This is a genomic window from Alcanivorax sp. REN37, from assembly GCF_041102775.1.
In the GTDB taxonomy this organism is placed as follows: Bacteria; Pseudomonadota; Gammaproteobacteria; order Pseudomonadales; family Alcanivoracaceae; genus Isoalcanivorax; species Isoalcanivorax beigongshangi.
This window is the reverse complement of the sequence record NZ_JBGCUO010000001.1, coordinates 261,795-282,139: the sequence shown is the minus strand read 5'-3', so window position 1 is coordinate 282,139 and position 20,345 is coordinate 261,795. Positions and strand designations below refer to the sequence as shown.

Genomic DNA, 20,345 nt, shown 5'->3' with positions numbered 1-20,345 from the left:
CCGGCAGCGCTAAAGCGGCAATGCTATCATTGCCGCCGCCCAATGCCGCACCCACTGACCAGTCGATCGACCTATGAGTGTGTTTACCCCCCTGACCCACGACCAGCTGACCGAGGTGCTGGCAGCCCATGGCTTGCGCCTGGCCCAGGCCACACCAATCAGTGAAGGAATCGAAAACAGCAATTACCGCATTGATGCCGTGGACAGCGCCGGCCGTCCGTTGGCACTGGTACTGACGCTGTTCGAGCAGCTCGAAGCCGAGCAACTGCCTTGGTTCTGCGAGGCGCTGTCACAGCTGGCTGCCACCGGTCTGCCGGTGCCGGAGCCACGCGCCGGCCGCATCGTGCAATGCCGCGGCCGCCCCACGGTGTTGGTACCGCGGCTACCCGGCACCCATCTACAGTGGCCCGATGATGCCGCGCTGGAACAGATCGGCGCGGCCTTGGCACGCATCCATCTAAGCCCTCTGCCGGCGAGCCCGTGCCCGGCGCCACCTCCGCAGGCACAGCTACAGCTGCTGTTTTTGCACCATGCCGATGCCCTCAGCGCCGATGATCAGGCCCAAGCCGCCAGTCTGATGCAGCGCTGGCAAGCTCTCGACAGCCCGCCGGTGCTATGCCACGGCGACCTGTTCCGCGACAACGTGCTGTTCGATCACGGCCAGCTCAGTGGCCTGCTGGATTTCTACAACGCCGGACCCGGCTGCCCGCTCTACGACTTGGCCATCACGCAGAACGACTGGTGCCGCGCCGCCGACAACCAGCTGGCAGCGGAGCGCGACGCGATCTTGCTGGCCGGCTACACCGCGGTGCGGCCACTGTCGGCAGAGCAACTGGCGCTGCTGCCGCTGGCACGCACAGTGGCGGCGCTGCGCTTCTGGCTGTCACGGCTGGCACAGCCGCACAGCGCCGAAGGCACGCTCGGGCAGGGGCACAAGGATCCACAGGAATTCGAACAGATCTATCGGCAGCGACTGGCAGCGCTAGGGTGACGGTTACTGCGCCGAGGACAGCGCTAACGGCGTTTCCTCGGACAGGATGCGGGCACAGATGCCCGCCAACCAATCTTCTGCCTGCCACAGCTCGCTGTGCGGCCGCGCCTGCAGCGCCGGCGTCATCACCGGCACCTGCTCGGCACGTGCCAACACCACCATGTGCTCGGACACATTTTGCAGCCATCCCCAGTGGGCGGTGCGCTCACGCTCAAGCCGCAAATAACCTTCGGTCATTGCCACCCCCAAACGCCGCTTGCGGGCGAAATCCAGCGCTGGCGCCAGCCGCTCATCGGCGCGCGTCAGCCAGCGTTCGGTCTGCAACCCATAGAGCCGCGCCGCCACCGTCTGCTGTAGACGGCCCGCCAACGCCGGGCCGCTGCCTTGCAGCAAATCGCCGCTGGCGAGACGAAACTGCAGGTCATCCTGCAACCAGGGGTGGACATCGATGAAGTCGAGCTCGCCGGTATCCAGCTGCGGCAGGTTGCGCCACTGGCTGAGCGGCACCGACAGGCCGTAGTAGTAGTCCGGGAACAGCGCGCGCAACGCGCGCGGCACCTCGACGGTGTATTCGCTGACTCGCTCACACACTCGCTCATCCCAACGCAGCAGCCCCAGCACCCGGCGCGGGTGGCGGCCGAACACCCGACGCGCAGCTCCCCAGGCGGCCGGCGGCAACGGGAACTGGTGGCAAAAATCCACCGCTTCCACCTGCGCCGCAAAACCGTTCTCACGGATGAATTCCAACGTTTCCACCCACACCCGCACGAAATCGCGCGGCTGGCGCACAAAATGGCGGCGGCCTTGGCTGTCGGGCAGAAACCAACTGCTCAGCCACAGCACCACACCGTGCTCGCGGGCTTGCTGCAGCAATTCGAGCAGCGCTTTATGTGGGCGCACCTGTACCGACGCATCGGTGCCGCGGCCATGGCGATCCGGCTCCGCCTGCACATCGAAGCGCTCGGACTCATAGCCGTCGGCATTGGTGGCAATTAGATGGGGGAAGGGGTCGATGCGCAGGGCATTGAAGCCACGCTGCACCAGTTGGCCCATGACCTCGCCCAGATCGCGGTATTCCGTCGCTCGGCCATCGCGGCGCAGCAGCCAGGAGTAATCCCAGCTGGCCACGGCACGGCGCGGCAGAGAGTGGCTGCGTTGGGTCATCCGAACAAGGTCCCGGAATGAGTAAGGCTGGTCAGCATACGAGTTTGCCCCATCAGCACAATGGGCATCAGCGCCGCCGCTACTGGCGGCAAACCCAATGCCATCATGCCGCGCTGCACCGCCTCAGCGCTGGCGCAGGCACTGGGCGAAGGTGGTCACGGTCTCGCGCAGAAAATCACTGTAAACAATGGTTGTACGGGTGCGTGCCACCGGGTCCAGCGGCTGCACCGTGCACTGCGGACACAGGCGCTGCAGCAGTGCCAACCGCGCTTCGGGCTCGGCCAGGATGCAGCGCACGCGGGCCTCGCGCACCTCGGCACTGAGGCGGGCGAAGCGCTGGGCGCCCAGCGCGTCTTCCAGCTGTTCACTGACCACCAGCGGCTGACGCAGGCCCATGGCTTCAGCGTAGTAGCCCCACGGATTGTGCTGACTGAGGTAGGGCACCGCCGCCAGCGGTGCAAGTAACGTGCGCGCCGCCGAGGTTTCACGCTCCACCTGCGCCGCGAACTGCTGTTGCCGCGGCGCCAACTCCAGCTCCGGGAACAGCGCGGCGTGCTGGCTCAAGCCGGCAGCCAACCGCACCATGTTGTCGGGCCACAGCCAAACGTGCGGGTCCAGCCCCAGCCCATGGTCATCGGCGTGATCCTGATCGGCGTGGTGATGATGGTGGCCGTCGCCACCGCGCCAATGCACGCCTTCCAGCGCAGACAACGCCAGCTGGTGACGACCATGGCGACGCACCAACGCTGCCAGTGCCGGCTCCGCCTCGGCGCCGAGCCACACCAGCAGATCCGCCTCGCGCACCAGCCGTGCCTGGGCGGGGGTAAAGCTGCTGTGATGTTCGGATTGGTTGGGCAGCATCAGCGTGCGCACCTCGGCACTGTCACCCAGCACCTCGCGCAGCATCATCGCCAACGGCTCGATACTGGCCATCACCAACGGGCGGGCAGACTCGGCGGCAACCGGGCCGGTGAGTAGCAAACCCAGGACCAGCAACAACAAGCGCATGGCGTCTCCGTGATCGCAAGCGGCCGAGTAGTATATCATCGCCGCTCAACGACCATGAGTCTGAACCATGCCCACCTGCTCTGCCCCCTCGCCGTTGGTGGCCTTGCACGATGTCAGCGTCCGTTATGGCGCCCAGACAGTGCTCGACCGCATCCGGCTGGACATCCCGCCACGACGCATCGTCACGCTGATCGGTCCCAATGGGGCCGGCAAGTCAACGCTGGCGCGGGTGGTGCTGGGCATCTGCAAGCCGGACCAGGGACAGGTGACGCGCCGCGCCGGCCTGCGGGTGGGCTACATGCCACAGCGACTGCGCATTGACGACAGCCTGCCGCTGTCGGTGGACAACTTCCTCGCGCTGGCCGACGCCGGCACCCGCCACACCGGCCGCCAAGCGGCGCTGGCGCGCACCGGCGTGCCGCACCTGCAGCAGCGCGCCATGCAGGCGCTGTCCGGCGGTGAAATGCAGCGGGTGTTGTTGGCACGTGCACTGCTGCGGCGCCCGGACCTGTTGGTGCTGGACGAACCGGCCCAAGGCGTTGATGTCAGCGGCCAAGACGCGCTCTACGGCCTGCTGGCCGAGGTGCGCGATGAACTCGGCTGCGGCATCCTGCTGATCTCCCACGACCTGCATCTGGTGATGGCCGCCACCGACGAGGTGGTCTGCTTGCAGCACCACATCTGCTGTTCCGGCACCCCGGATGCGGTGCGCAGCGACCCTGCGTTCCTCGACCTGTTCCCGGGCCAGCGGCCATCACATCTGGCGCTCTACACCCACGAACACGACCACGCTCACCGCTTGGACGGCCATGTCAGCTGTGACGGACATTCCCATGATGCTTGAGCTGTTGCTGTGGCCACTGCTGGCCGGATTGGCGGTCGCCTTGGTAGCCGGCCCAATGGGCGGCTTCGTGGTGTGGCGGCGGATGGCGTTCTTCGGCGATACCCTCGCCCACAGCGCGCTGCTCGGCGCCGCCTTCGGCCTCGCTTTAGGCATGGCGCTGTATCCGGCGGTGGTGCTGTGCAGTGTGGCACTGGCGTTGGTGCTGGTGGCACTGCAGCAACAGCGCGCCGTGGCCAGCGATACCCTACTCGGCATTGTCGCCCACACCACGCTGGCGCTGGGGGTCATCGCCCTCAGTGTGCTGCCATCCGTGCAGGTGGACCTGTTCGCGTTCCTATTCGGCGACCTGCTTGCCACCAGCGGCGCCGAAGTGATCGGCTTGTGGCTGGGCGCGTTGGTGATCCTGCTGCTGCTGTGGCGCAACTGGCGCCCGCTGCTCAGCATCACCGTAGATGAAGATCTGGCGCGCGTGGAAGGCGTGCCGGTGGCGGCCACTCGCGCTCTACTGATGGTGCTGCTGGCGCTGCTGATCGCCGGTGCTCTGCGCACCGTCGGCGTGTTGCTGATCACCTCGCTACTGATTATCCCCGCCGCCAGCGCGCGCCGCTTCAGCCGCAGCCCACAGCAGATGGCGATGCTGGCCAGTGTGTTAGGCATGGTGGCGGTGGTGGCGGGGCTGTCCTTGAGCTGGTGGCGCGACTTACCGGTGGGCCCAGCGATCGTGGTGTGCGCAGCGGCTTTGTTTGTCACTAGCCTGATACTGCCAAAGCGCAACTGATCGCAAGTCATTGAACTATCGTGCCGTTTTGGCCCGATGTTACCTTGAGTGTTACCGCTTTTGCGTACCATGGTGCCGCTCTGTCGCACTGTGGTTACAGCTTTATTACAGAACACTGAAACGGACAGCCGAGTCGCCATCAAGGACAGACCTGCTCTTACCCCCCGGTTACACGGCGCGCCCGCAGCCGCTACATATTCCCGCCTGACCGCTTCCTATAGTCCCCCCGAGGGGGATGTCTGCCTTCAGATTTCCCGTGTTCACAGCCTTCAGTACAACAATCAAGGTGAGCAAAGATGAAACCTGTCCTTTCTCGCGTGGCCGCATTGGCAACGCTGGGCCTGGCGCTGACGCTGAGCGCCTGCGGCGGCGACAGCAGCGGCAGCCGCTCTGACGGCAGCAGCGCCACGCCACCGGCTACCGGCGGCGGCAACACGACCTATGCTGCGCTGCTCGACAGCCACAACCCACTGAGCGAACAGCTGTGTCCGGATGTGGCGTTCGAGGCAGCATCCGGCAATGACATCGACAGCGGCGCCTGTTACCGCGCCGCCACCGCAACCAATGCCGACAACGCCCGCGATCTGGCTGACCGCATTGATCCGCTGGCCCAGTTCTGCCCGGTCGCCGCCAAGGACTTCAAAAGCTTGGTCTACGGCCACCAGAATGGCATCGGCGTGCTGCCACTGACGTTCGTGCCTAAGTGTTTGGCAGAAGTGGGTGGCCTGAAAGATCGGCTCGGCGACCTGCTCGGCAACGGCGATCTGAACGGCTTCGCCGGCGCTTTCTGTCCGGTGGCAGCCAACAGCGCCTCGTTCAACCCTGCCCAGTGCCTCACCGAAGCGCTGGCCGGCGGTGCTGGCGGCGGCCTGCCCACCCTGCCGGGTCTGGATAACCTGTGTGCTAATCCGGCCGACCCGCTGTCGTGCCTGACCGGCCTCGCCGATACCCTGCAACAGCTGACCGGCATGACCGACCAGATCCCTGTGCTCGGCGATCTGCTCGGCACCCTGCTGGGCGGCTTGCCCGGTGCCGGTGGCGGCCTGCCAAACTTCGGCGATCTGTGCGACCCCACCGATCCGCTCAGCTGCCTCGGGGCAGTGGCAGGTCTACTGACCCCGCTCACCGCGCTGATCGGCGAGGTGCCGGTGCTGGGTGAAGTGGTCAATGGTTTGCTCGGTGGCGTATTGCCGGGTGGCGACAACGGCGGCGGCATGCCAAGCCTGCCGGGTCTGGATGGCCTCTGCGATCCCACTGATCCGCTCAGCTGCCTCAGCGCGCTGACCGGCCTGCTGGAACCAGTGACCGGCTTGATCGGCCAGGTGCCGGTGCTGGGCGACATCGTCAACGGCCTCCTCAACGGCACGCTGCCAGGTGGCAATAACGGCGGCGACCTGCAAGGGCTGGACGGCCTTGGCACCCTGCTCGGTCTGCTGGCACCGCTGACCGACCTGATCGGCCAGGTCCCGGTACTTGGCGACATCGTCAACGGTCTACTCGGCGGCCTGCTGCCGGGCGGCAACGGTGGCGGCGACATGCCGGCACTGCCGGGCCTCGACTGCAACCCGACTGATCCGCTCAGCTGCCTCGGCGCGCTGACCGGCCTGCTGGAGCCGGTAACCGGCCTGATTGGCCAAGTGCCGGTGCTGGGCGACATCGTCAACGGTATCCTCGGCGGTCTGCTGCCGGGCGGCAGCAACGGCGGCGCCATGCCGGCACTGCCGGGCCTCGACTGCAACCCGACCGACCCGCTCAGCTGCCTCGGCGCGCTGACCGGCCTGCTGGAGCCGGTGACTGGCCTGATTGGCCAAGTGCCGGTGCTCGGCGACATCGTCAACGGCATTCTCGGCGGTCTGCTACCGGGCGGCAGTAACGGCGGCGACATGCCGGCACTGCCGGGCCTCGACTGCAACCCGGCGGATCCACTCAGCTGCCTCGGCGCGCTGACCGGCCTGCTGGAGCCGGTGACCGGCTTAGTCGGCCAAGTGCCGGTGCTGGGCGACATCGTCAACGGTCTACTCGGCGGCCTGCTGCCGGGCGGCAACGGTGGCGGCGACATGCCGGCACTGCCGGGCCTCGACTGCAACCCGACTGATCCGCTCAGCTGCCTCGGCGCGCTGACCGGCCTGCTGGAGCCGGTAACCGGCCTGATTGGCCACGTGCCGGTGCTGGGCGACATCGTCAACGGTATCCTCGGCGGTCTGCTGCCGGGCGGCAGCAACGGCGGCGCCAGGCCGGCACTGCCGGGCCTCGACTGCAACCCGGCCGAGCCACTCAGCTGCCTCGGCGCGCTGACCGGCCTGCTGGCGCCGGTAACCGCCCTGATGGGCCACGGGCCGGTGCTGGGCGACATCGTCAACGTTATCCTCGGCGGTCTGCGGCCGGGCGGCAGCAACGGCGGCGCCATGCCGGCACTGCCGGGCCTCGACTGCAACCCGGCGGATCCACTCAGCTGCCTCGGCGCGCTGACCGGCCTGCTGGAGCCGGTGACCGGCTTAGTCGGCCAAGTGCCGGTGCTGGGCGACATCGTCAACGGTCTACTCGGCGGCCTGCTGCCGGGCGGCAACGGTGGCGGCGACATGCCGGCACTGCCGGGCCTCGACTGCAACCCGGCTGATCCACTCAGCTGCCTCGGCGCACTCACCAGCCTGCTGACGCCGCTCACCAACGGCATTGCCCAAGTGCCGGTGCTGGGCGACGTGGTCAACGGCCTGCTCGGCGCATTGCTCAATGGCGGCACCCCGTCGATCCCGGGCGTACCGAATCTGGAACAGGTATGCGGCAACAGCAACGACCCGCTGCAATGTCTGCTGAATGCCGGCCAAGGTCTCGACGGCCTCAGCGGCCTGCTCGGTCAGGTACCGGTGCTGGGTGACTTGCTCGGCGGCCTACTCGGCGGTGTGCTGGGCGGCGGCGGTGGCAGCACCGGCGGCAACGGCTCACCGCTGGATGGCATTCCGATTCTCGGCCCGATCCTCGGTGGCCTGCTCGGCGGCCTGCTGGGCTGAGCCGCTGATCCTAGCGCAATAAAAAACGCCGCATCCGATACCGGGTGCGGCGTTTTTTATTGCCGGAGTAGCAAGGCTGTCGCCTAACACCCGGAGCAAAGGTTTAGCGCTTGGGTGCGATGAATTTCATCAACGACATAAACCACATCATCTGGCTGACATCACCTTCGATGGCAATCTTCTGCTGCTGCATGCCTTCCATGAAGACCATCTGATTGCCGGCTGCTTGCTTGAGCACATTGAAAGCGTAAGCCGCATCCTCAAACGACAGCGCCACCGTCGGCGCCGGGTGCAGACCTGCGCCGCTGCGCACACCGCCGTCGCTGAAGTGGAACCAGCGCGCCGGGGTGCCAGCCTTCGTGCGCCACTGCATCAGCACATTGCGACCGGACAGTTTGCCGGCAAATTTCTCATTACGGCGACCCAGCCAGCGCAAGCGCAGACCCAATATCCACATCACGAGACGGAAACGCATACAGATACTCCTACCGCCGACTCAGAACAGCGCCGGCATGTCCTTGTTGAGAGCCATTTTTTCGCTGCAGGCATCACCGGTCAGAGCGTAGCCGTGGAGCTGGCCTTGCTCGTCGCGGAACAGTGCCTTGACGTGGTGGCCATCGGCCTCCACTTGCCAATGCCCAGCGGTTCCGCGCGGCGCCACCACACACACCACCGGGCAGGCCGGGGTTTTGATGGTGATCGGCATCACGCCGTAGCTGACATCGGTCGGCGTGCCGGCCAGTGTCTTAGCCAGCGCCCGTGCCGACGCCATCAGCGGCAGCAGGTAGGGCAGCACGTGGCCGTCCACTTCGGCGCAATCGCCGAGGGCAAAAATCTGCGGATCGCTGGTGCGCAGCTGACGATCCACCTGCACGCCACGGTCCACCGCCAGACCGGCTTCGGCCGCTAGCGCGATGCGCGGACGCAGGCCCACAGCCGACAGCACCAGATCGACATCCACGGTGGCACCATCGGACAAGGTGGCACGCACACCCTCACCATGGCGATCAACACGTTGTACGAACGGGCCGAAGTGGAAACTGACCCCGAGCGCGCCGAGACCAGCCGACACAGCCTGGGACGCTGCTTCCGGCACCAGCAGCGGCAAGCAGCGGCCCATCGGCTCCACCACATGCACCTGGATGCCAGCCTGAGCCATATCGTTGGCAAACTCACAGCCGATCAGGCCGCCACCCATCACCAATACCGACTTGCGGCCTTCGAGGGCGCTGCGGAAGCGAGCGTAATCGGTGAGGTCATTGATGCTGAACACCGCGTCTTGGCCGTCGCCTTCTAACTGCGGGCGGAATACATCGGCGCCGCAGGCCAACACCAACTGGCTGTAATCGAGGCGCTCGTCGCCCAGTACCACCTGCTTGGCAGCGCGATCAATGGCGGTCACCGACACACCTGGGCGGACCGTCACGTTGAGTGCAGCGGCGGTCTGTTCCGGGCTCGCCATGACCAACTCATCGGCGGTCTTGTTACGCGCCAGGCCGTTGGACAGCATCGGTTTGGAGTAATTGCGACCGTCGTCCGAGGTCAGCATCACCACCGGCGTTTCAGCGTCGTGCTTGCGGAATTCCTTGACCAGGTTGAAGCCGGCCAAGCCGGTGCCGATGACAACAATAGGAGCCATAACGGTATCTCGCTGTGAATCTGGGGGTGGCCGCTCACGGCCCTGAAACAGGGAAGGCGCCCGCGGCGCCTTCCAAGAGAGGGTCAGATCTGGACCATCTCGAAATCATCCTTGGACACGCCGCAATCCGGGCAGACCCAGTCATCGGGGATGTCATCCCAGGCGGTGCCCGGCGCAATGCCTTCGTCCGGCAGGCCCAACGCTTCATCGTAGATGAACCCGCACACGACACATTCCCACTTTTTCATGTTCTGTCCTCAACCGCGTAACCTGTGGAAAGGCGGCCCAGTGGGCGCCGAAAAGAGACCGGCTAACCTAGCGACCGCCCCGTCAAAAATCAATGACACTGCCGACGGTTACAGTGGCGGAGTGGCACCTTGCAGCAGGCGCAAGGGTCAGGCTGGCCGTGCTTGCCATGCCCTGCAGGCTGCCGCATAGTTCGCCCGGCCATGCCCGCCGGGAGCCCATGTTGACCTCGTTCCGCCCCAGTCCGTTTCTGCCCTCGCAGCTTCATTGGCAGCCTGCCCAGCAGCGCCGCCTGCCGCCACTGGTGCGTGACTGGTTACTGGACACCGGCTCCCTCACTGCCCGCCTGCGCCGCCACGGCCGCTTCGCCGTGCGCCTACTGCAGGAGGGCATCAGCGCCCCCACCGCCACCGAAGCCCGTTTCGCCGGCCTATCCGCGCGCCAGCACGCCCGCATCCGCGAAGTGGAACTGCTGCTGGATGACCAACCAATGGTGTACGCGCGCTCAGTGCTGCCGCTGACCTCGCTCACCGGCGCCAATCGCGTACTCGGCCACATGGCGCGTCGCTCGTTGGGCTGGGAGCTGTTCCGCCTGCCCATGGCCAGCCGTGACGCGGTCTGGATCACCGAGGTGGACGGCGAGCGGCTGCCGCACCCGCAATCCGGCGAGCAGCTGTGGGGACGGGAGTCACTGTTCCGCAAGCGCGGCCAACCGATCTTGGTGGCGGAGTTTTTCCTGCCCGCACTGTGGACACGGGTGCTGGCCGAAACCGACGGAGAATAAGGTGTTTGCCTGGATAGAAACGCGCTTTCCAGCGCTGTGGCCGTGGATTCAACTGATGCGCCTGGAGCGGCCGATCGGCGCGCTGCTGGTGTTCTGGCCAACGCTGTGGGCGTTGTGGATCGCCGGCAACGGCAGCCCCTCACTGAAAAACATCCTGGTCTTCACCGCCGGCGTCTGGCTGATGCGCGCCGCCGGCTGTGTGATCAATGATTACGCTGACCGCAAATGGGATGGCGCCGTAGCCCGCACCTGCCAGCGCCCGCTGGCCACCGGCGCCCTGCGCGGCCGCGATGCGCTGGCGCTGTTCGCCGTACTGATCGCGTTGTCCGCCTCGTTGCTGCTACTGCTTAACCCGCTGACGTTCTGGCTGTCGTTCGGCGCGGTGGGGCTGGCCACGCTGTACCCCTTCACCAAACGCTTCACCCATCTGCCGCAGCTGTTTCTCGGTGCCGCCTTCGCTTGGTCGATCCCGATGGCCTTTGCCGCCGAAACTAACAGCGTACCGGCCGCCGCTTGGTTGCTGTTCGTGGCCAAGCTGCTGTGGACGGTGGCGTTCGATACCGAATACGCCATTTGCGACCGTGAAGACGACCTCAAAGTGGGCATCAAAAGCACCGCGATTCTGTTCGGCGACGCCGACCGCTTGATCATCGGCCTGTTGCAGGCACTGGCCCTAGTGGCGTTGGCGCTGCTGGGCCGGGCACTGGCGTTCGACTGGCCTTGGTACCTAGGCTTGGCCGTGTCCGCCGCATTGTTCGTCTACCAGCAATGGCTGATCCGCGACCGCGATCCAGCGCTGTGCTTGAAGGCGTTCCTCAACAACCAGTGGGTCGGCGCGGCCATCTTTGCCGGCCTCTGGTTGCACTACCTGCTCGCTTGACGGCCCGAGGCGGCGCTTGAGCCGCCGGCGGCGATTGCGCATTCTGACGCTATCGCCCCGGGCCAGCTGTCATATTCCTGTCATTAAATGGCCATCTAATGGGCATCGAACCCACTACCTACACGATATGACATGAGCAAGCACAAGATCCTGATCGTTGACGACGAACCCGCTATCCGCGAGATGGTGGCGGTGGCATTGGAGTTGGCGGACTTTGAGGTCCTGGAGGCGGAAAACGCCCAAACCGCCCATGCCATTATTGTGGACAGCCGCCCCGAGCTGGTGCTGCTGGACTGGATGCTGCCTTCGGTGACCGGCATTGAGCTGGCGCGGCGCCTCAAGCGCGACGAGAACACCGCGGAAATTCCCATCATCATGCTTACTGCCAAGAGCGAAGAGGACAACAAGATCCAAGGGCTGGATGTCGGCGCGGATGATTACATCACCAAGCCGTTTTCCACCCGCGAGTTGATCTCCCGCATCAAGGCCGTACTGCGGCGCTCCAGCGTTGGCGGCGCAGAAAAGGCCATCGACGCCGAGGGTTTGTGCCTGGACCCAGTCAGCCACCGCATCACCGCCAACGGCGAACCGGTGGAAATGGGCCCCACCGAATACCGCCTGCTGGAGTTCTTCATGAGCCACCAGGAGCGCGCCTATTCCCGCACCCAATTGCTCGACCAAGTGTGGGGCGCCAACGTGTATGTGGAAGATCGCACCATCGACGTCCACATTCGCCGCTTGCGCAAGGCACTGGCGCCTTATAATTTCGACCGGTTCATCCAGACTGTACGCGGCACCGGCTACCGGTTTTCCACCAAGACGCCACGTCCGGTCTGACCGGCCCTGAGCACCCACGCCCCGGGCCGGCGTCGCCATCCGGGGCGGCACTGGCTGTGCAGGAGAAACCGGCTTGAATTTCACTGTCTTCAGCGAAGTCCGGCGCATTGCGCTGGTCCTCGTCATCGGTCTGTTGCTGTCTTGGTACGCCCACAGCTTCTGGCCGCTGGCACTGGCCATGATCGGCTATGTAGCCCTTAACTTGTGGCAGATCGTGCGCTTCGTGCGCTGGATCCAGCGTTACCCGGAACAATGGGAGCCGCCGGAAAGCTCCGGCGCCTGGGGCGAACTGTTTGACGCCATCTACCGGCTGCTGCGCAAGGAAATGTCCGCCCGCGACGACCTACAGCAGCTGATCGGCCGTGCACAAAGCTCAATCACCGCCCACCGTGACGCCATCATCGTGGTCGACCGCCGCGGTCGGCTGGAGTTCTGGAACCGCGCCGCCGAGCGCCTGCTGGGCTTTCGTGCGCCGCAGGATGTGCGCCAACCGCTCACCAACCTGATTCGCGATCCGCGGCTGGTGGAATACCTGCACACCGGCAACTTCGACCATCCGATGTCGCTGCCTGCCCCGTCCAACGACAACATCCTGTTGGAATTCACCATTACCCGCTTCGGCGGCGGCGAATGGCTGGTGGTGGTGCGCGATGTCACCCGGCTGCATAACCTGGAACAGATGCGCAAGGATTTCGTTGCCAACGTCAGCCACGAATTGAAGACCCCGTTGACGGTGTTGAAAGGCTACCTGGAAACCCTGATCGACACGCTGCCGCCGGAACAAACCCGCATGCACCGCGCGCTGCAGCAAATGGATCAACAGAGCCACCGCATGGATGCATTGATCCAAGATCTACTGTTGCTGGCCCGGCTGGAAGGCACCGAGCCAGACAACAACTACCACAAGATCATGCTGGCGCCGCTGCTGCGCCGGTTGCAGCAGGACGCGCTGTCATTGCACCCGGAGAAGGCCCAGCAGATCGTGCTGGAAGTGGCGCCGGACGCCACTCTGCTCGGCGATCATAACGAGATCCAGAGCGCGTTCAGTAACCTGATCACCAACGCGGTGAAGTACACGCCGCAGGCAGGGCGCATCGACATCCGCTGGTGGGAGGACGACTTGGGCGGGCATTTCTCGGTGCTCGACAACGGCGTCGGCATCGACCGCCAGCATCTGCCCCGGCTCACCGAGCGCTTCTACCGTCCCGACCACAGTCGCGTGACACACACCGGCGGCACCGGGCTCGGACTGTCGATCGTCAAGCACGTGCTGATCCGCCACAACGCCCGTCTGAACATTGAGAGCACGCTCGGCAAAGGCAGTTGCTTCACCTGCCACTTCCCGCGCTGGCGGGTGGGTGACGAAGAGCGCAAGGACGTCGGCGGCTGAGCCGTTCCGGCAGTTGTCAGTGACCGCCGGCCACCGGGCGGGCTTCGACGTCGTCGAAACGGTCCACTTTGCGCAGCACCGGGAACACCTTTGCCCACAGCCCCACCACCGCCAGCGTTGCCAAGCTGCCGCCGACAGCGGCCGTCACGGTGCCAGCCGCCGACGCAAAGGTACCGGCGCGGAATTCGCCCAGCTCGTTGGACGAGCCAATGAACAGCATGTTCACGGCGTTGACCCGGCCGCGCATGGCGTCCGGGGTGGCCAGCTGGATTAAGGTCATGCGCACGTTAACGCTGATCATGTCCGCAGCGCCGGCCAGTAGCATCATCGCCGCCGACAGCCAGAACCAGTGCGACAACGAGAACACCAAATTAGCCACGCCGAACACTGCCACCGCCACGAACATGGTGCGCCCGACCCGGCGCTGCAACGGTCGCAGGCTCAGGTACAGGCCCATTACCAGCGCCCCCACCGCCACCGCGCTGCGCAACACGCCAAGACCGGTGGAGCCCACATCCAACACCTCGCTGGCATACACCGGCAGCAACGCCACCACGCCGCCCAGCAGCACCGCGAACAGGTCGAGGGAAATGGCACCGAGGATAATCGGCCGAGTGCGGATGAAACGGATGCCGGCGAAGAATCGCTGCACCGCACGGCTCTCACCCGCCGCTGGTGGTTCGGCATAACGCACCCGCAGCGGGATCAGCGTTAGCACGCTGAGCACAAAGGCCGCGCAGCACACCGCGTACACCACCTCGCCGCTCACCGCGTAGAGCAGCCCACCCAGCAGCGGCCCACTGATAGTGGCGAATTTCATCACCATGGCGTTGACCGATATCGCCTGCGGCAGCCGCTCACGCGGGACGATCTGCGGCAGCAGGCTCGACAGGGACGGCGACAGGAACGCACGGCCCGCCCCAAACAGCGCCAGCACTGCGTACACCGCTGCCAGCGGTGCACGGCTGGCCCACAGCAGCAACGCACTGCACAGCGCCATCACCGCCACACTGGCCATCATCAGGCGTTTACGGCTGTAGCGGTCTACTAGGTCGCCGGCCGGCAATAACAACAGCAGCATCGGGATGAACTGCGCCAAACCGGCCCAAGCCAGCGCCAGCGGATCGCCGGTGCGATCGTAGACCTGCCAGGCCACCACCACCGCCTGCATCTGCATGGCCAGCACCGCTGCCAAACGTGCTACTAAAAATAGAACGAAGTCGGCCTGCTGATGCAGGCGGCCGGACGCCGGCGGCGATGCGAAGGTCATGGCAGCCGCTCAGTAGTGCGGCGGGATTTCGTGTTCGACGGCCAGCGGCCCTTTGGCCACCGCCGCCGACAACTCGTGCAGGTGCTCCAGCAGTCCGTGGCAGATCTTGTGCAGCTGATCGAGCTGCTGTTGCTGGGACGCAACGATGTCGTTGAGGGTCTCCAGGAGGTCGTCCTGGTAGGCAATGCGGGTTTCGAGATCGATCAGACGGTCATCGTCCATCGGGACGGGTTCCTCCGGCGGCGGGCATGGTTGCCGACTCTAACACGTTGACGTACCCTTGGCGCCGTTCTGGGGGAGTAGTCGATGCGCCGCCCCGCGCAGCCCACCGTCAACATACTTGTCGCACACGACATGGCGGTGAGGACCGGTTTCCGGCAACGGAAACAGGACCGGCAAGACCTGGGACACTGCGGCCTCCTGTGGCGGGACGGGCTGTAGTGTCCTGTGTCGAAGTACGGTCCCGCCCCAGGAAACCCCACCATGATGTTCGAAGCCTTCTTGGTCTCCACCGGCTTGGTCGCGATCGGCGAAATCGGTGATAAAACCCAGCTGCTGTCATTCGCTCTGGCCCAACGCTACCGAGCCCCTTGGGCGATTCTGGCCGGCGTCATTTTGGCCACCCTCATCAACCACGGGCTGTCGGCCTGGTTCGGTAGCTGGCTGGCCGGACTGATCTCGATGTTCTGGCTCACGGTGATCCTCGGCATCGGTTTCATCGGCCTCGGCCTGTGGATGCTGGTGCCGGACGGCGAAGAAGAACTCGATCAAAAGCGCCGCATGGGCCCATTCGTAGCCGCCTTCGTGCTGTTCTTCTTGGCCGAGATCGGTGACAAGACCCAGATCGCTACGGTGGCACTGGCGGCACGTTACAGCACTGACATGCTGTGGGTGCTGGCCGGCAGTACGCTGGGCATGGTGCTGGTCAACGCACCGGTGATCTGGCTCGGTGCGCTGCTCAGCAACGGCGTCTGGCAGCGCCGCATTCACATGTTGTCGGCGGCACTGTTCGTCACTATGGGTGTGGTCACGCTGCTGTCCCTGCTCTGGCAATAACGGCCGCCCACAAAAAAGCCCGCCGGATGGCGGGCTTTTTTGTGCTGTCGGCATCACTTGTTGCTGCCGCGCACTTCCTGCTCGATCTGGTCCAGTGTGTAGTGGCGCACGTCCTTGCCCTTCACCAGGTAGATCAGCTGTTCGCAGATGTTGCGCGCGTGGTCGCCGATGCGCTCCAGCGAACGCAGCGTCCAGATCACGTTCAGCACCCGAGAAATGGAGCGCGGGTCTTCCATCATGAAAGTCACCAGCGAGCGCATCGCTGAGCGGTATTCGATGTCCACCTGAGCATCTTCCGCCGCCACTTCCACCGCGCGGTTGGCGTCGAAGCGGGCAAATGCATCCAGCGCTTCGTGCAACATGCGGCGCACGTAGTTGCCGATGTGACGCACTTCCACATAACCGCTGGGCGACTCGCCTTCCTGCGCCAACTGCTGCGCCATGGAGGCGATTTTGGCGGACTCGTCACCGATGCGCTCCAAGTCGGATACACATTTGGACACCGCGATCAGCATGCGCAGGTCGGACGCCGCTGGCGCCCGCAGCGCCAGCACGCGGGCGATTTCCTCGTCGATCTTCTTCTCGAAACCGTCCACGCGGTCTTCGGTGACCAGCACCTGGTCGGCCAGCGCGGTGTCCGCATTCAGCAGCGCTTGCAGCGCGTCCGTAACCTGGCGCTCCACCAGCCCGCCCATCTCCAACAGGTTGGTGTGGATGGACTCCATTTCTTCGTTGAACTGACTGGAACTGTGTTTCCCAAGGTGGAAACGATCCATGGCGTTCTCCTCGTATCGCCGCTCGGCTCAGCCGAACCGGCCGGTAATGTAGGCCTCGGTCAGTTCATGATCCGGCCGGGTGAACACTGTCTCAGTGTCGTTGACCTCGATCAGCTCGCCAAGGTGGAAATATGCGGTGCGATCAGACACCCGTGCCGCCTGCTGCATGGAGTGGGTGACGATGGCGATGCTGTACTGGCTGGACAGCTCGTCAATCAGCTCCTCGACCTTGGCGGTGGCAATCGGATCCAGCGCCGAGCACGGCTCGTCCATCAAGATCACTTCCGGGCTCACCGCAATGGCGCGTGCAATGCACAGGCGCTGCTGCTGACCACCGGACAGACCGGTGCCGGGCTTGTCCAAGCGGTCCTTCACTTCTTCCCACAGGCCCGCGCGGCGCAGGCTGCTCTCAACGATGTCGTCGAGGTCGCCGCGCCCGCGAGCGAGGCCGTGCAGGCGTGGGCCGTAGGCCACGTTGTCGTAAATCGATTTCGGGAACGGGTTGGGCTTTTGGAACACCATGCCGACCTGGGCACGCAGCATCACCACGTCCAAGCTCGGATCATAGATGTCGCGGCCATCCAGCGTCACCAGCCCTTCGACGCGACAGCCCTCAACGGTATCGTTCATGCGGTTGAGGGTGCGCAGGAAGGTGGATTTGCCGCAGCCAGACGGGCCAATGAAGGCAATCACTTCGTGCTCGCGGATTTCCAGGTCGATGCCTTTGATCGCTTGCACGTCGCCGTAGTACACCTTGACGTCGCGGGCGCTCATCTTGGCTTTCGGTTGCGGTGCGGCCACGCCGGCCGGCGTCGGTGCCGCAGTTGCTTCGACAGCTTTCATGTTCACCACCTTGTCTCGAATTTCTTGCGCAGCCAGATGGCCAGGCCGTTGAGGCTGATCATCATCGCCAACAGCACGATGATCGCCGCCGAGGTGCGCGCTTCAAAGAAGTTGCGCAGCTCGTTGCCCTGCCACAGGAACACCTGTACCGGCAGTGCCGTAGATTGGTCCATTGGTGAAGTCGGCACGTTGGCAACAAAGGCACTCATGCCGATCAGCAGCAGCGGCGCGGTTTCCCCCAGCGCCTGGGCGACACCGATAATAGAACCGGTGAGGATGCCCGGAATCGCCAGCGGCACCACTTGGTGGAACACCGTCTGCACCTTGGAAGCACCCAACGCCAACGCCGCCTGCCGAATTGACGGCGGCACCGCCTTAAGTGAAGCGCGGGTAGCGATGATCACCGTCGGCAGCGTCATCAGCGACAGCACCAGACCGCCCACCAGCGGCGCCGACAATGGCAGGTGGAACCAGTTGATGAAGATCGCCGCACCGAGCAGGCCGAACACGATTGACGGTACCGCCGCCAGGTTGTTGATGTTCACTTCCACCAAGTCAGTGAAGCGGTTTTGCGGCGCGAACTCTTCCAGATAGACCGCACTGGCTACGCCCACCGGCACCGCCACGAAGATCACGATCATCATCATGTACAGCGAGCCCATGAAGGCACCGGCCAGACCGGCGGAGGCCGGCGAACTGCGCGAGTCCGTATTGAAGAACAGCGCCTTGCTGAAGCGCACCTGCAGGATGCCTTCTTCGTGCAGGCGGTCCGCCAACTGGCGCACCGCCGGCCGCAGTTGCTGCTGGCTGTCCGGCAGCGAACGGTCGATATTGCCGCGGATCCAGACATCGATATTGGCGTCGGCGAGCAGCTTCATCGGCACCGTCTGGCCGATCAGGTCGGGGTCGTCCTTGATGCGGTCACGCAGGGTGTAACGCTCGGCGCTGGTGAACAGCGCGCGCACGTCGCGGCGCTGACTGCCCAGATCCGGGTCCAGCGCGATCACGCTGTCTTCCAGCAGTCGGTTCCAATTCACCATCGCCAGCTGCCCCTGCCAAGCCAGTTCCCGCTCGCGGAACTCGGACGGGCTTTCGCCGGCCTGTTGGGTCGGTTTCGGGTCGATCTGAATCACCTGCGGGTCGAAATAGACATCCAGCACCAGCGTCGATTGCCAGAATGCCGGCAGCCCCTTAGACAGGATGCTGGCAAACAGCAGCGCTACGAACGCCAGCCCGGCGGTGACCGCCGCCAGCCCCATGCCGCGGAACAGTTTCTCGCGGGCATGGCGGCGACGCAGGTTCTTCTCGATACGCGCCTGCAGCAGGGCGCGACTGTTCGGGGTGTGCGGCATCTCGGGTGTGTTCATCAGTCGTATTGCTCCCGGTATTTACGCACGATGTAGAGCGCCACCACGTTCAGAGCCAGGGTGATCACGAACAGCGTCAGGCCTAGCGCAAATGCCACCAGCGACTGCGGACTGGCGAAATCGGTATCGCCAGTGAGCTGATTAACAATGGTGATGGTCACGGTGGATACCGCTTCCAGCGGGTTGGCGTGCAGGATCGGCGAGTTACCCGCCGCCAGCACCACAATCATGGTTTCGCCAATCGCCCGGCTGGCCGCCAGCAGGAAGGCACCAACGATGCCCGGCAGCGCCGCCGGCAGCACCACTTGGCGGATGGTCTCGGAGCGCGTAGCGCCCAACCCCAGCGAACCGTCACGCAGTGACTGCGGCACCTGGGTGATGATGTCGTCGGACAGCGACGACACAAACGGGATGATCATAATGCCCATCACCACCCCGGCGGTGAGTGCCGACGTAGCGCGAATCTCGACGCCAATCAGGTCACCGACGTTGTGGAAGAACGGTCCCACCACCATCAGCGCGAACACGCCGTAGACAATGGTGGGGATCCCGGCCAGCACTTCGATGATCGGCTTGGCCACCGCCCGCAACCAACTCGGTGCGTACTCGGCCATGTAGATCGCCGTCATCAGGCCAATCGGCACCGCCACCGCCAGCGCGATGGCACTGACCATCAGCGTGCCCCACAGCAACGGCAGCAGGCCGAAGTCGCCCTCGCCGTGGCCGACGGTGCTGAAGCGTGGGTTCCATTGAGTACCAAAGAAGAAGTCCATCGGGCTGACAAAGCTGAAGAAGCGCATCGCTTCACCCAGCATCGACAGCACAATGCCGACCGTGGTCAGGATCGCCACCCCGGAGCACAGCACCAGCAGCAGGTGCACCACTTGCTCAACGTGGTTGCGGGCGCGCAGTTGCGGCGCAATGCGGCGCCAAGCCCAGACCAGGCCCACCAACAACAACGACGCCATCACTGCCAATCGCGCCAAGTCACCGATCCGGCGCAGGCGGTCCAGGTGTTCGGCAGCGGCAGCCTCCCAGGGCGCCACTTCGCCGGCGACACCGAAGCCGGACGCCATGTCGTTGAGCCGGCGCAGCACCACGTCCAGTTGTTGACTGGACAGGCCGGCGATGTCCGGCGGCAATTCAGAGACCACCAACGCCCGCACCACCATCGGTTCGAGCAGGGCCCAAAGCAGAAATACCAGTAACGCCGGGATACCACACCACAGCGCCACCAACATGCCGTAATACCCCGGCCGGGAATGCAGGGACTGGCCCTGCTGGCGCGCGACCTTGCGGCTGCGGGTCAATCCCAGCTGGTACGCCACCGCCATAACGGCCAGCACGATGACGATTAGCATCAGGTTACTCATCTTGACTCCAGTCGCTCCGGCCGCTGCCGGGGCAGGTCATCAATCCCAAGACACCCACCGGGGCATCCAGACCAGAGACCCCCGCCTGGAA

General features: G+C 64.8%; 20 protein-coding genes. 9 read left to right on the top strand and 11 right to left on the bottom strand.

Annotation, left to right across the window (positions count from 1 at the left end):
- Nucleotides 1-73 precede the first annotated feature (73 nt).
- A complete protein-coding gene (locus AB5I84_RS01240) occupies nt 74-991 on the top strand; it encodes a homoserine kinase (RefSeq protein WP_369454011.1) in 918 nt (305 codons plus the stop codon).
- A 3-nt stretch (nt 992-994) separates the two neighbouring features.
- Here AB5I84_RS01240 and AB5I84_RS01235 read toward each other — a convergent pair whose 3' ends face one another.
- Complete coding sequence (locus AB5I84_RS01235) at nt 995-2,155, bottom strand: cellulase-like family protein (RefSeq protein WP_369454010.1); 1,161 nt, start codon at nt 2,153-2,155, stop codon at nt 995-997.
- A 123-nt stretch (nt 2,156-2,278) separates the two neighbouring features.
- Nucleotides 2,279-3,163 (bottom strand): metal ABC transporter substrate-binding protein, encoded by an 885-nt coding sequence (locus AB5I84_RS01230; RefSeq protein WP_369454009.1) that lies wholly within the window; start codon nt 3,161-3,163, stop codon nt 2,279-2,281.
- Nucleotides 3,164-3,230: 67 nt separating this feature from the next.
- Here AB5I84_RS01230 and znuC point away from each other — a divergent pair, with 67 nt between their 5' ends.
- The 3 genes from znuC (at nt 3,231) to AB5I84_RS01215 (ending at nt 7,793) form a co-directional block, all read left to right on the top strand.
- On the top strand, nt 3,231-4,007 hold the full coding sequence (znuC, locus tag AB5I84_RS01225; protein WP_369454008.1) for a zinc ABC transporter ATP-binding protein ZnuC: 777 nt from the start codon (nt 3,231-3,233) through the stop codon (nt 4,005-4,007).
- Entirely contained in the window at nt 4,000-4,785 is a 786-nt protein-coding gene (locus AB5I84_RS01220) for a metal ABC transporter permease (RefSeq protein WP_369456049.1), read from the top strand. The genes znuC and AB5I84_RS01220 overlap by 8 nt, the downstream gene beginning before the upstream one ends.
- A gap of 296 nt (nt 4,786-5,081) precedes the next feature.
- Nucleotides 5,082-7,793 (top strand): hypothetical protein, encoded by a 2,712-nt coding sequence (locus AB5I84_RS01215; protein ID WP_369454007.1) that lies wholly within the window; start codon nt 5,082-5,084, stop codon nt 7,791-7,793.
- A gap of 103 nt (nt 7,794-7,896) precedes the next feature.
- Here the strand turns inward: AB5I84_RS01215 and AB5I84_RS01210 are convergent, their stop codons facing one another.
- From AB5I84_RS01210 to rd, 3 genes are all read right to left on the bottom strand, one after another.
- The gene (locus AB5I84_RS01210; protein WP_369454006.1) at nt 7,897-8,268 is read right to left on the bottom strand and encodes a hypothetical protein; all 372 of its coding nucleotides are present in this window, start codon (nt 8,266-8,268) and stop codon (nt 7,897-7,899) included.
- Between the two features lie 21 nt (nt 8,269-8,289).
- Nucleotides 8,290-9,432 (bottom strand): FAD-dependent oxidoreductase, encoded by a 1,143-nt coding sequence (locus AB5I84_RS01205; protein WP_369454005.1) that lies wholly within the window; start codon nt 9,430-9,432, stop codon nt 8,290-8,292.
- Nucleotides 9,433-9,515: 83 nt separating this feature from the next.
- Nucleotides 9,516-9,680 carry a rubredoxin gene (gene rd, locus AB5I84_RS01200; RefSeq protein WP_369454004.1) on the bottom strand — a complete coding sequence of 55 codons (165 nt, stop codon included), beginning with the start codon at nt 9,678-9,680 and terminating at the stop codon, nt 9,516-9,518.
- Nucleotides 9,681-9,898: 218 nt separating this feature from the next.
- Here rd and AB5I84_RS01195 point away from each other — a divergent pair, with 218 nt between their 5' ends.
- From AB5I84_RS01195 to phoR, 4 genes are all read left to right on the top strand, one after another.
- Nucleotides 9,899-10,462, top strand: coding sequence for a chorismate--pyruvate lyase family protein (locus AB5I84_RS01195; protein ID WP_369454003.1), 564 nt, complete (start codon nt 9,899-9,901; stop codon nt 10,460-10,462).
- A gap of 1 nt (nt 10,463) precedes the next feature.
- On the top strand, nt 10,464-11,342 hold the full coding sequence (gene ubiA / locus AB5I84_RS01190) for a 4-hydroxybenzoate octaprenyltransferase (RefSeq protein WP_369454002.1): 879 nt from the start codon (nt 10,464-10,466) through the stop codon (nt 11,340-11,342).
- Between the two features lie 132 nt (nt 11,343-11,474).
- Nucleotides 11,475-12,179 (top strand): phosphate regulon transcriptional regulator PhoB, encoded by a 705-nt coding sequence (gene phoB / locus AB5I84_RS01185; protein WP_369454001.1) that lies wholly within the window; start codon nt 11,475-11,477, stop codon nt 12,177-12,179.
- Nucleotides 12,180-12,252: 73 nt separating this feature from the next.
- The gene (gene phoR, locus AB5I84_RS01180; RefSeq protein WP_369454000.1) at nt 12,253-13,569 is read left to right on the top strand and encodes a phosphate regulon sensor histidine kinase PhoR; all 1,317 of its coding nucleotides are present in this window, start codon (nt 12,253-12,255) and stop codon (nt 13,567-13,569) included.
- 16 nt (nt 13,570-13,585) lie between these two features.
- Here the strand turns inward: phoR and AB5I84_RS01175 are convergent, their stop codons facing one another.
- Nucleotides 13,586-14,839, bottom strand: coding sequence for an MFS transporter (locus AB5I84_RS01175; RefSeq protein ID WP_369453999.1), 1,254 nt, complete (start codon nt 14,837-14,839; stop codon nt 13,586-13,588).
- A gap of 9 nt (nt 14,840-14,848) precedes the next feature.
- Complete coding sequence (locus tag AB5I84_RS01170) at nt 14,849-15,061, bottom strand: SlyX family protein (protein ID WP_369453998.1); 213 nt, start codon at nt 15,059-15,061, stop codon at nt 14,849-14,851.
- Between the two features lie 261 nt (nt 15,062-15,322).
- Between AB5I84_RS01170 and AB5I84_RS01165 the strand changes: the two genes are divergently transcribed.
- On the top strand, nt 15,323-15,895 hold the full coding sequence (locus AB5I84_RS01165) for a TMEM165/GDT1 family protein (RefSeq protein WP_369453997.1): 573 nt from the start codon (nt 15,323-15,325) through the stop codon (nt 15,893-15,895).
- Between the two features lie 53 nt (nt 15,896-15,948).
- On the opposite strand, the gene phoU is transcribed toward AB5I84_RS01165, so the two are convergent.
- The 4 genes from phoU to pstC are packed head-to-tail and all read right to left on the bottom strand — an operon-like array spanning nt 15,949 to nt 20,254.
- Nucleotides 15,949-16,671, bottom strand: a complete 723-nt coding sequence (phoU, locus tag AB5I84_RS01160) for a phosphate signaling complex protein PhoU (RefSeq protein WP_369453996.1) — start codon at nt 16,669-16,671, stop codon at nt 15,949-15,951.
- Nucleotides 16,672-16,698: 27 nt separating this feature from the next.
- Complete coding sequence (gene pstB / locus AB5I84_RS01155) at nt 16,699-17,514, bottom strand: phosphate ABC transporter ATP-binding protein PstB (RefSeq protein ID WP_439650174.1); 816 nt, start codon at nt 17,512-17,514, stop codon at nt 16,699-16,701.
- A 2-nt stretch (nt 17,515-17,516) separates the two neighbouring features.
- Nucleotides 17,517-18,881 carry a phosphate ABC transporter permease PstA gene (gene pstA / locus AB5I84_RS01150; protein ID WP_369453995.1) on the bottom strand — a complete coding sequence of 455 codons (1,365 nt, stop codon included), beginning with the start codon at nt 18,879-18,881 and terminating at the stop codon, nt 17,517-17,519.
- Nucleotides 18,881-20,254 (bottom strand): phosphate ABC transporter permease subunit PstC, encoded by a 1,374-nt coding sequence (gene pstC, locus AB5I84_RS01145; protein WP_369453994.1) that lies wholly within the window; start codon nt 20,252-20,254, stop codon nt 18,881-18,883. Before pstC ends, pstA begins: the two co-directional genes overlap by 1 nt.
- Between the last annotated feature and the right edge of the window lie 91 nt (nt 20,255-20,345).